Origin of the sequence: Corynebacterium sp. HMSC30G07 (assembly GCF_001806945.1) — a bacterium.
Taxonomy (GTDB): domain Bacteria; phylum Actinomycetota; class Actinomycetes; order Mycobacteriales; family Mycobacteriaceae; genus Corynebacterium; species Corynebacterium riegelii.
Window position 1 is genome coordinate 40,817 of sequence record NZ_KV786447.1, and the last position, 10,232, is coordinate 51,048.

Consider the following 10,232-nt stretch of genomic DNA (forward strand, 5'->3'; position numbering starts at 1 on the left):
TCAGGGGCTTGAGTTTCTGCTTTTCGACGCTCTGACCGAGCATCTATTCACTAAAAGTGTGAGCCTCGCGCAAAGCTATACCCCCGACCGGGAGGGGCCGGGGCAGCGGTTGGGCCAGCCGGGCAGGGCTAGGCGGGCTGAGCCGGCCGGGGGCTAGGCGTGCCGAGCCGGGCGGGGGCTAGGCGGGCCCAGCCGGGTTGGGCTGGGAGGGGCTAGGCGTAGCGGGCGGCGACGGCGGCGGCCTTCTGGGCGATCGCCAACTCCTCGTTCGTGGGCACCACGAGCACCTTGACGCGGGAGGAATCGGTGGAGATGATGCGCGGGCCGTCGTTAGGCAGGGCGTTGCGCTCCGGGTCGATTTCAACGCCGAAGTTCTCCATCGTGTCCAACGCGTCGCTGCGGACGAACTTGTCATTTTCGCCGACGCCGGCGGTGAACGTGATGGCGTCCACACGCCCAAGGGCCACCATGTAGGAGCCGATGTAGCGGCGCAGCTGGTTGATGTACACGTTGTAGGCCAGCCAGGCGTTTTCGTCCTCGTTCTCAATCATCTGGCGCAGCTCGCGGAAGTCGTTGACACCCGAGAGGCCCTTTACGCCGGATTGGCGGTTGAGGAGGTTATCGATTTCGTCGATAGTCATGCCGCCCTGGCGCACCAAATGGAAGATGACGCCCGGGTCAATGTCGCCGGAGCGGGTGCCCATGACCAGGCCGGCGAGCGGGGTCAGGCCCATCGAAGTGTCAATAGGGTGGCCGTTTTCCACCGCGGAGGCCGAGGCACCGTTGCCAAGGTGCAGCACGATCTGGCGGGTATGGTGCGGATCGCGCCCAATCAGTGCCGGGACCTGGGAAGACACGAACTCGTGCGAGGTGCCGTGGAAGCCGTAGCGGCGGATCAGGTTGCTTTCTGCAACCTCCGCGTTGATGGCGTAGAGGGCCGCGGCTGGTGGGAGGTTGCGGAAGAAGCCGGTGTCAAACACCGCCACGTGCGGGATGTTCGGCAGGAGTTCGCGGGCGACCTCAATGCCGTCAATGTTCGCCGGGTTGTGCAGCGGTGCGAGTGGGATGAGGGAGCGAATCATGTCCACCACCGGATCCAGGATCAGCTCCGGCTCCGAAAACACCATGCCGCCGTGGACCACGCGGTGCCCGCACGCAACCAGGTCGAGCTGGGTGGGGCCGATGCCTTTGGAATCCAGGAGACGGAACGACTCCTGCAAACCAACCGTGTGCGTTGGAATTGCGCGCTGGACAACCCACTTGTCATCGCCGTGCTTGATGGTGACGCGGCCCTGGGGCTCACCAATCTGCTCCACCAAGCCGGAGACAAACGGGGCGTCCGACGCCGAAGCAGTTGGGTCAACAATCTGGAACTTGACCGAGGAGGAACCCGAGTTAATAACCAGTACGTATGCCATTTACTGTGCTCCTGCCTGGATTGCCGTGATGGCAACCGTGTTTACAATGTCTGCCACCGTCGCGCCACGCGAGAGGTCATTGACCGGCTTGTTCAGACCCTGCAACACCGGGCCAACGGCTAGGGCGCCGCCGGTACGCTGCGCGATCTTGTAGCCCGCGTTGCCGGCCTCCAAGTCTGGGAAGATGAACACGTTCGCGTGTCCTGCCACAGGCGAATCGGGAGCCTTCTTGGCGCCTACTCCTGGGTCGCAGGCGGCGTCGAACTGCAACGGGCCGTCGATAAGCAGGGTGCTATCAGCGGATCTTGCAACCTCAACGGCGGCTGCGGCGCGCTCCACATCCGGGCCTGCGCCGGAGGTGCCGGTGGAGTAGGACAGGATGGCAACCTTCGGGTCAATACCGAACTGAGCTGCAGTTTTGGCGGAGACAACCGCGATTTCGCCGATCTGCTCGGCGGTGGGGTTGGGGTTAACCGCGCAGTCACCAAACGCCCAGAGGCGGCCCTGCATGACCATCAGGAAGATCGAGGAGACGACTGAGGCACCCGGGGCGGTCTTGATGATCTGGAACGACGGCTTAATCGTGTGCGCCGTGGTGTGCGCGGCGCCGGAGACCATGCCGTCTGCCAGGCCCTTGTGCACCATCATCGTGCCGAAGTAGGAGACGTCCTTGACCGTCTCGCGCGCCTGCTCCAGGGTGACACCCTTGGACTTGCGCAGTTCCGCGAAGTCCGCCGCAAACTCTTCGATGAGGTCAGACTCCACGTGGTTGAGCAGGTGAGCCTGCGACAGGTCGAGGCCTAGGGAGGTGGCGCGGGACTGCATCTCGCCGACATCCCCAAGAATCGTGATCTCCGCAACCCCATGCTTGAGCAGCTGGTGTGCGGCCTGCAAAATGCGATCATCCTCACCCTCCGGCAGGACGATGTGCTTACGGTTGGCCTTTGCCTGCTGGAGCAGCTGGTGCTCGAACAGCGCGGGGCTCATGACCGGCTTGGTTTCCACCTGGGTGGGAGTGAAGGTGGCGAACGCGTCGCCGGTGATCTGGGCGGCGATGGCAGCACCCCGCTCCCCCACGCGATCCGCGGCAAGCGTTGCGGCGCAGTCATCGGCGGTGACCAGGATGACCGGTACGCCGAGCGCGGCGGCAACCTCAGCGTCAAAGTTGTAGTCACCGCTACCCTGATACAGGCGCAGCTCATCGGGGTTGTGGGAGGCAATAACGGCAGCCACCGACTCACCCTGCACCTGGGTGAGGGTAAGGCCCAGGCGTTCAGCCAGGGTATCAAGGTCAAGGCCTTCGAATGTGCGGTTGGCAACAGTAACAAGCAAGGACTGTCGTTGAGTCATGCGGCCCAGTCTACCGGCCAACACCACATGCTTCGCAGGGAAACGTGTGGGGGATTTTGGTGAGAAAGGTTACGCGGGATCCGTAATAGCGCGCGATGTGCGCGGTACGTGTGTTTCAACGCTGCCACTGTGATTACACAGCTTGGGAAGCTCCATCGCTTCCGTATGCCACGGCGACACCCTGCCTCACTCATCAACCCCCAAGGGAGGATTCGCCACCCCAGCAGCTTCCATTAGCCTGCGCGCCAATTCTCCAACTCTAATCCCGGAACCCTACAGAACTCTGCTGTGTTCGCTGTTACGAGAACTAGGCCGTTGCTGATCGCCTGAGCTGCAATCCACAGATCATTCGCTCCGATAGGCGTACCTTTGTTCAAAAGCTGAGCTCTTATACGTCCATATACTGCAGCGCACCCTTCATCGACTCCTATCGTCGCCCGGCCGTGAAAAAGGATGTCGTATGTTCGACGGGCTAGTTCGGGATTCCGCGATCGTTCGATTCCTGCCACAATCTCCCCAAGCACAACGGTTGAGAGCAGCAAGTCCTCATTCGACGCGGACGCAGCCTTGCCGATAAGGCGGTCTTCTTTTCCGCGTTCTATGTCGATCCACACGTTGGTATCGAGCAAATATCCCATTACCCGTTCCTTCTAACGTTGGTCAGTGGCATCAAGGCCGCTAACCACCGGAATGGGATCAAGCGGCAAATCGCCAACCTCCTCGATGAGGCCGCCGCTTATTCCGTGCGCTTCCTGATACTCCCGCAACCGTGATACCACGGCGCCAAAGTCTTCACCTAAAGGTCGGAGAAGAAGCCCTTCAGGCACTTTCTCAATCGTTGCGTTGTCTGTTTCGATCCGCAGTGCTGCCGGGATTTTTACAGCCTGGCTTGCGCCTAACTCAAAAACCGTTGTGTGCAGTCGTTCGGCGTATGTACTGCCTGTCATGGCAAGCTCACCTCCATTCACAATGTTGGATAGTCACGAGAATATATCTCCTGTACTGCACAAACAAGGACCTTGCCCAAATGATCTGTTCGTAGTTGGCCACAATGACTGACCACTCGCGGTACCAACTACCCCAAATCGGCACGCCGACACATACATCATGGCTCTTCCTTTGGCGGTTCGCCGGAACACGTGCCTTTTTCGTAGCTGCTTTCAAGAGCTCAACGTAGCCCTTTCGACGACTCTCATGAAGACCTATGCTGCGTTCACAATACGCACACCTATTTCCCTGCTTCTGCAGCAAATACTTCCGCAACTCTTTCCGTGTATCTTTTGGCAAGTCATCAAATCGCACCCCTTGGTGGGCCAGATGGTCCAGCTCTGCGGGATAAGACTTCACATCAGCGTGGCAAAACATTTATTCTGCGCTTTCAAACGCAAGGATCGCATCAGCTTCTTGTAGCAACTCTTCCCACTCCGCTCCCCCGAGCTTTGCATCCAGATCTGCTCGCAGTTCTTGCGCGGCGTCGGTGAGACCATCTCCGGCATACACCATGCTGATGTATGTATCGAGTTCGCGCCGCACTGGCACCGGTGGTGACGCATCAGTTCCCTGAATACGTTCCAGCACAACTTCTGGGCGCAAGCCTTCGGCGTAACTGGGTACTGCGACGTCTCCGTCCACGCTGATAGCCCGGATCTTTTCGGCCTCTACCGTTGCGATGACCTGCGGACTGCGAGAACTCAGCACCCACTGCACCGCTGGAAACAGCGCGCGTAATTGAGGAACGATGAGGCGCTTCCAACTCGGGTGCAAATGAAGGTCAATCTCATCTACAAGCACTATGCCTGGGGTTTTCCGCAACACCTCCTCCTCCGCGGATAAGTGCGGGTTCGCACGGGTCATCCTGCTGGCGATATCCAGCGCTAGGCCTACGACAATTTTTGCGCCTGATGGCAGCTCATTAAGTGGTCGGAAGCCCTGCTTGGGATGTTTCATTGCCATCTGCTTGGAAACTGGGTCCCACCGCAGCTTCTTCCACTCCAACGGCTCAAGCATGCTCTCAGCAGCTATTTCCATGGCTTTGTACTGGCGCATCGCCCCTGCTGGGACCTCATCGCCCATACTGGCAGCTCTGATGATTTCACCGTCCAATTGCCGGAAATAGCTTGACACATAGTTCAGTCCCGCACGAGGATCGAGTGCCCAGTCATATGCGCTCCTACGGGAGAAGCGCACGTTTGACGTCAGGCGAACCTCTCCGGTCATTCGCTCCACCCCGTAAAAGGCAATTACGGGCAGTACAGTTTCTTTCGAATCCACCTTCCCGGCAGCAATTTGTCCCAACTCGTGAAAGTGGGTTTTCACCGGTTTTGCTGCAGAAGTTGTCTTACCTGAGCGACTGCCCCTAGAGCGTTGCCAGCTCATCTGCTGGCCATCAAAAATACCGTCTACACGTAACGACACTGGAAACATCAGGTCGGAAGATGGTCTGCCTGTTGTCTGTTCCGCTTTGCTGTAGCGTTGGCGTACGTCTTCAATACGGATATTTCTTGCGCCTTTGGTGTCTCCAGCAAGTTCCCGCACTGGTTCCCACAGCGCCACAGCCAGTGCTTCCAAGATCGCGGTCTTACCAGAACCGTTTTTACCAATAAGCAGTGTGAGCTGGTCATCCAACTCTAGGCTCAAGTGCTCAAACACCCGGAAGTTCTCCATCTCCAGGGTACGAAGGCACCACGAAGCGTCAGCTGTGGGCATTGCTATCCCTTCCGCTCAAAACTGCTCAATTTGAAAAACAGAGTAGCTAACGCACCTCCTCCAAAACGGCAAAGCCGCCGCCCCACACAAAGGGGTAGCGGCTCTACAACATGAGCGGCAGCGTCAGCTTCAGCTTCGACAGCTAGAACATCCCGCTAGTGTTGGCCCACCAGCCAAACGCTGCGGCAAGCGCACCACCGATCGCCAGCACAATGCCAACGATGATGCCGGTGGAAGCGCTGGAGCCGTTGCTCGGCTGCGGCTCAGGCGTAGGCACCGGGGTCTGCGTTGCGCGTGTGGGGATTGGCGTTGGGGTGATTGGCGTGGGCGTGGATACGCTTGTCGGCGCGGTAGTTGGTGCCGGGTTCGGTGCAGGACGCGTGGTGGTTGGTGCCGGCGGGGTGGTCGGCTGCACCAGCGGCTCAAGGTTGGCCTTGAGGTCCTTCTTGATCTGTTCCGACGCGTGATTTTCCACCGCAGCCAGCGCCTTCTTCGCCTCTTCCTTGGTTGCGCGGATCACCGGGATATCAACGGTGAAGTGCTCCTGCACCACCTGCTTGCTGTTGCGCAGCGTGAAGGTGATCGGCATGTTGTTCTTGCCGTAGCCCTCAAGGGCGCCAAGGTTGATGTCGACCGGACGCTGGTACTTCTCGCGCAGGATTCCTTCCGTAGCCACGCGCTTGGTCACAGAGCCCTTCGGCCAGGACACCTCAAGGGTGAACACCTCTGGGTCAAGACCCTTGTTGTCCACAATCATGCGGATGGAGTTATCCGGGTTACCAACGGTGACGGTGTTGCTCTCGCTATCCGTGTCATTGCTCAAACCACCCTTGCCGTTGTTGGATTCGGCGGCGATGATTTCCAACTCGCGCACAGAGCGGTCCTCATCAGCATGCTCGTCGTGTTCTTCCGGCAAACCGATCACGCCAGCGCTCTTGCCCAGAGCCGGGTTGCGCAGCACAAGGTTGGGCCAGTCTTCCGGAATATTGAACTCGCCAGTGAAGCACTGCTGAGTCTTGCAGGCTGGGAACTTGTTCTTCAGTTCAGCGTCCGAACGCGGTCCGCTCTGAACAGCCTCCGTGGAGTACACAAACCCGTAGTTCTTATCAAACTGGTACAGGTAGTTCATGGTGGACTTGTACTCAGGGATGTAGTTACGGCCCGGATTTGCACGGCTTTCTGCGGTTTCCGCACCGTCATGGTGCAGGCCCAGGGTGTGGCCGAACTCGTGAAGGATGGTGTTACGCACATCATCCTCAGTCATCTGCGGCAGCTTGGCCACGTAGAACGTAGAACCGCTTACTACACCGCGACCACTGCTTGCATTCCTCACATCGCCGGCTTCCATCTGGCCACCGATAACGCCACGGCGGAAGATGTTTTCACGGGCTCCAAGCTCATCCTTGTAATCCTGAAGCGGGTTACCGGAGTCAAACGGGAATTGCGTGTACGGCAGCGTCTTGCCGCCCTTCGTCTCATCCAGGTTGAAGTCGGGGCTGTAGACAGGACCAGCATCAATGTGCAGGGCAATGCCGTGCTCAGCAAACAGCTTCTCAAGCTGGATCAGCGTTGAGCGCTGCGGTCGGAACGACGTGGTATCCATACGCCCACATTCAGCAAGCTTGATCGGGTCGACTGCGTCAATGCACTTGTTGGTCTCCCACTCGGACTCCATCCAGTTCAGCTGCAGGAACAGGTCCTTCTGGTCAGACCGAGCACCCCAGCGCGGCAAGTCAAACGTCTGGCCATCAATGGTTACGCCTTCGTCCTCCCACTGATCCGGAAGACCATCGCCGTCTTGGTCAGCGGCACCTAGCTGGGTGGAAACCTCAATGGTGGCCGTTGCCGTTACGGAACCCTGCCCACTCCAGCGGCCCTGCTGGAAGCGGAACTGACCAGGATGCTCATCCGAGGCCTGGAGGTGCTCATCGGCATAACCGGACTGATAAGCGCCTTCATAAGACAGCTTTAGCTCATAGCCAGCGCTATCCGGAACAAGGTGGTAGCTCGTGCCATCCTTGGTCACCGTGTACTTCGGCGTGGCACTGATAAAGCTGTTCGTCAGATCAACAATCACCTGCCCGCCGTCGGCACGCGAGGCTTCAACCGTCACCGTGGCCTTCGAGCCGTCGAACTCGTAAGTACGCACCACGCGACGCCCATCGCCGTGCTCGGTGGTCATGACCACCGTGTTCGTATCTTTGCGCTCCATCGTGGTGTTTTCATCGTTGAACCTCTCCCACGAACCCAGGTGAACACTCGTCTGAAACCCAAGTTCCAACAAACCCGGTGCAGAAAGCGGATTGGAGTACCGGAAGTAGTTCTTCTTCGACGTATTCAGGTCAAACCCGGTGAACGCACCACCATTGGTGTCTGCCTGTTCAACGCTTGCCAGGCCACTGTTGACGCGGATCTCCGCGTGCGCCACCGGCACCGCCGGCACAACAATCGTTCCAGTGATCAATGCCGCGGTTGCAGCAAGTGCAGTGAATGGTTTGAAAATTCGCATTGCTGTTCCTTAGATGTTGATGCCGTTCTGGCGGAGGATGTCACGGACAGTGTCTTGGTTGATAAACAGTGCTGCTGCACCACCACCAACCAGGGCGAGCACGCCGAGGATGATGCTGATGATGCCGAAGACGGAGGTGGAAGATCCCTCAACGCAGGCGTCGGAACTCAAACCCACAGAGCTTGTTGCATCACACGTGTTTTGTTCGGCTGCTGCCACTGCCTTGACTAGCACCATGCGTTGCGACGCATCCGGCAACGTCATCACCACCGGAATCTCTACCGTTTCACCAACGTTGACGGTCTTGTCTGCCGCCACCGTCAGCTTGCCGGTAGTCGGGTTGACCTCTACCGCCCAGCCTGGCTTTGCAAAGTCCTTCGCAATGGCAAACTTGGTGTTCTGCGGCGCCGGGTTCTTGTTCGCCTCATCAGCAATGCCCTTTACCGGCACCCTCATGGTTTCCCAGGTGGTGGTGTTGTTGCGGGCTTGCGAATCGACGGTAAACGCCACCGTCACCAACTCACTCGTGCCATCCGGGTACTGCACGCGAACAGTTACCTGGTGGGTTGCATCCGGAGTTGATTCCGGTCGTGCCTTCACATCCAGCTTGCCGGTGCGCTTATTGACATCGACGTCCAAACCGCCATCATTAGCCACGCTAAACGTCGTGCCCTCCGGCAGTCCCTTCAGCTGCGTAGCCTCGTGCGCGGTTTGCTTGTTTACAACCGCATCTTCGTACTTCGGCTGGTACTGGGACGTCGCAGGGTCCGGCTTCTTGCGCACGCCTACTTCAACGTTATCTTCCGAACCGTCGGCGTAGGTCACCTTCACCTTGATCTTCAAGGTGTCTGCGCCACCATTTTCCGGTGCGGTTGCGCTGACAACACCCGTTTCCTCATCAACGGTGATAAACCAGCCCTTGAAGTCCTGGTTCGGAGCAAGCGTGAACTCCGCACCTTCCGGCATCTCACCCTGGGCGAGGTTGTTCACGTCAATCGTCTCACCCGGTGCGGCCATGGCACCCTGCTGGTACTCCACATCGACGGTTTCAGACTGCGGACGCTGACGGAACTTGAACTCCGCATAAGCAGTGTCCGTCGTCTGATCTGCGTAGGTCACTACCACCGGGATCGGATCGATCTTCGCCTTGTCATCCGGTAGCAGTACGGTGACGCGGCCATCGCTGCCAATCGAGGCGCTAGCTGGAGCGTCTTCCCCAAGCGCAAACATCACGCCTTCTGGCGCGGGTTGGCGCTCGAAGTTGTGGCCAGAAAGAGTACGGGTGAACAGCGGCCTTACAGACGTAGCGTTTTGACCTGCACGACCCCAAGTAACCGCGTAGGTGGGTTCGTACTCGTCTTGCTGTGAAAGCTGCTCCCCAGGAACCGTTACTTCATCATCTTGTTGCTTATCCAGCCGGAAATACGCTGTACCTGTTGCCGTGGTGCCGTCTCTATAGGTGACTTGGACCGGCACCTCGATGTCAGTGTTCGTGGGTGCATCGAGTGGGAAGGCCACAGAGACCTCACCGGTAGCCTGATCGACACTGATGCTGTAGCCCTCCGGAGCCTCAAAGGTCTCCGTCAGCGCGAACTTCTTCGGCTCCCTGATTGGGTCATGTGCGCGCAACTCTTCAGCAGTTAGTTTTTCCACGCTCTCTGTATCCGCATTATCAAACGTCGGCGCCTTCGATTTCACAGTGACACCAGCTTGATCAGCAGTGGTGGCCTCATAGAGCGGCTGCCAAGCAATCAACACCGTGAAGGCGTCAGCCGCAATCGCCTGACCACGCTCGCCAGTGTCTTTGTTTACCGCGTACAGGTATGCCGAAATGGTCGTGGTGGACTGAATACCTTCCGGGAACAGGCTTTGGTCACCGGTATCAACTTGGCACGACGGAATGGTGCCGTTTGGCTGCGGATCCACCGGATCACAGGTCTTGACTACCTTGCCGGTCTCCTGGTCAACCCACTCGATCTGGTACTGCAAACCATCAACCCACCTCGTAGGCAGGCCGCTTGTCTTGGTCTCCACTACATCGCCGGGTCTGGCTGGGTTGTCACGGGTGTCGTATCCGAGCACATCAAAGACGATGTAATCCGAGTACAAAACGTGGCGATTCTCCAGCAGGTAAGCGTCGCCAGGACCGTAGACCATGCCACCAGCCCACTTGCCCTCACCGTTGAACGCATACTGGCTACGCGGCAAGAAGGAGTTGTTGTAGAACGGCGTGAACTGACCAAGACCCT

At 58.5% G+C, this 10,232-nt stretch carries 7 protein-coding genes; all 7 read right to left on the bottom strand.

Translation table 11 applies throughout. From position 1 onward, the window contains the following. Positions 1–212: 212 nt before the first annotated feature. Positions 213–1,418, bottom strand: a complete 1,206-nt coding sequence (locus tag HMPREF3104_RS01365) for an acetate kinase (protein ID WP_070493582.1) — start codon at positions 1,416–1,418, stop codon at positions 213–215. Further along, positions 1,419–2,768 (bottom strand): phosphate acetyltransferase, encoded by a 1,350-nt coding sequence (pta, locus tag HMPREF3104_RS01370; RefSeq protein ID WP_070493584.1) that lies wholly within the window; start codon positions 2,766–2,768, stop codon positions 1,419–1,421. 233 nt (positions 2,769–3,001) lie between these two features. Next, positions 3,002–3,406, bottom strand: coding sequence for a type II toxin-antitoxin system VapC family toxin (locus HMPREF3104_RS01375; RefSeq protein WP_070493587.1), 405 nt, complete (start codon positions 3,404–3,406; stop codon positions 3,002–3,004). 12 nt (positions 3,407–3,418) lie between these two features. Then, a complete protein-coding gene (locus HMPREF3104_RS01380) occupies positions 3,419–3,715 on the bottom strand; it encodes an antitoxin (RefSeq protein ID WP_070493589.1) in 297 nt (98 codons plus the stop codon). Between the two features lie 418 nt (positions 3,716–4,133). Continuing rightward, positions 4,134–5,474, bottom strand: coding sequence for an AAA family ATPase (locus HMPREF3104_RS01390; RefSeq protein ID WP_070493595.1), 1,341 nt, complete (start codon positions 5,472–5,474; stop codon positions 4,134–4,136). 142 nt (positions 5,475–5,616) lie between these two features. Then, on the bottom strand, positions 5,617–7,983 hold the full coding sequence (locus tag HMPREF3104_RS01395) for a hypothetical protein (RefSeq protein ID WP_070493598.1): 2,367 nt from the start codon (positions 7,981–7,983) through the stop codon (positions 5,617–5,619). 9 nt (positions 7,984–7,992) lie between these two features. Further along, positions 7,993–10,232, bottom strand: a 2,240-nt coding sequence (locus HMPREF3104_RS01400) for a YPDG domain-containing protein (protein WP_141738080.1), incomplete at its 5' end; no start/stop codon positions are given.